General features: G+C 40.7%; 2 protein-coding genes. Both read left to right on the plus strand.

The annotated features are described in order from the left end of the window. Nucleotides 1-147, plus strand: a 147-nt coding sequence (locus tag O9332_RS16745) for a transposase (protein ID WP_288026520.1), incomplete at its 5' end; no start/stop codon positions are given. 333 nt (nucleotides 148-480) lie between these two features. Beyond that, entirely contained in the window at nucleotides 481-1,248 is a 768-nt protein-coding gene (locus O9332_RS16750; protein WP_002759581.1) for a GspE/PulE/PilB domain-containing protein, read from the plus strand. Nucleotides 1,249-1,312: the final 64 nt, after the last annotated feature.

Consider the following 1,312-nt stretch of genomic DNA (forward strand, 5'->3'; position numbering starts at 1 on the left):
ATTAGTTATTTCGAGCGAAGGACAACGAATGGGGTGGTCGAGGGAATCAACAATAAACTTAAACTAATAAAACGGAGAGGCTATGGCTTGAGAAACTTTCGGAATTTTTGGGTTAGAAGTATGTTATCTTGGCATCTTGTATGTTGATTTAGCATAAAGGGTAACGAAGAGCCTATATATTTTTACATTCCCCAAGATGTTTTGACGAAAAAGCTTCATAGAAACTACTATTGAGAACATTTTCAATAATTGATTTTTTCTGAGAAAAAAATTACAATTCTTCACCTTGAGAAAAATCAATCATTGTAGCTATAGTCCCTACTAGCAATGGGTTTTAAGCAAAATATCAGTAAAAATTATCAATTGAATGTTAAGAAGTGCGGAAAGTGGGATAAATTTTCTTTTACCTGTTAGCTGCGGTGAAAAAATGGGAATACTAAGGGATGTAGTGGGTTGTACAGTCTTTACTGGCTCTATTCCATGTCATCAGCAAACGAGAAACTTCAGACCAAGCTGCCTTCCTTTGCCCAAAAGTTAGTGCAATCGGGTTATGTCACTATCCCGCAACTACAAAAGGCAATGATCGAGAAGCAGAAAAGTCATCTGCCTCTACGGGCAATTTTACCCCTGATCACCGGCCGTCCTTTACCCAAAGAGGCACTGGCATACTACCGACTCGAACAACTGTCAAAATTAAAAGCCAAGTATGGGGTAGAATATCTTGACCCTGAAAGTGAGACGATCGACTGGAGAGAAATCGAGAATCTGTTTCGCACAGTCCTTCCCTTTGAAATTTGCCGTCGTTATAAGATCCTGCCCCTACAAAAACAGCAATCCGCTGCCAATGTCCTTCACCTAGCCATGGTGGATCCCGCTAATCAGGAAATTCTCGATGATTTACGTCGTATCCTCCGGGATCAAGAATTGCAGTTTGAACGTCGTGTCATCGATCGGGCAGATTACCAGAAATTGGTCGAAATCTATCGTTATCGCCAAGAAAAAGCCCTATCTTGCCGTTTTCTTCCCCAAGAACAAGAGCTAGAGACCATAGTTGACATAACCGGCCTTTTTGAAGATGGCCAATCTCTCCCCCATCTCAACTGCAAATTAGCCGACGAGGATCTCGGGCTGATTCAAGAGGCGAATCAAGGGACGATCGTCAGTGTCGTTAATAAGACCTCTTGCATAAATCCGAAAACAAACGATAGAAACAATAATGGGAGGGACTTTCAGTTAATTATTTATTAGTAGTTGATAATCTTCAAAAATGTTGCTGTACAAGGATCGACTTAAGACTTTTGCAAGAGGTCTA

This window comes from Microcystis sp. LE19-10.1B (genome assembly GCF_027530565.1).
Classification (GTDB): domain Bacteria; phylum Cyanobacteriota; class Cyanobacteriia; order Cyanobacteriales; family Microcystaceae; genus Microcystis; species Microcystis aeruginosa.

Bases quoted from the DNA above. Each gene is read 5' to 3' on its own strand.
- O9332_RS16750 (WP_002759581.1), top strand. From the start codon at position 481: ATGTCATCAGCAAACGAGAAACTTCAGACCAAGCTGCCTTCCTTTGCC.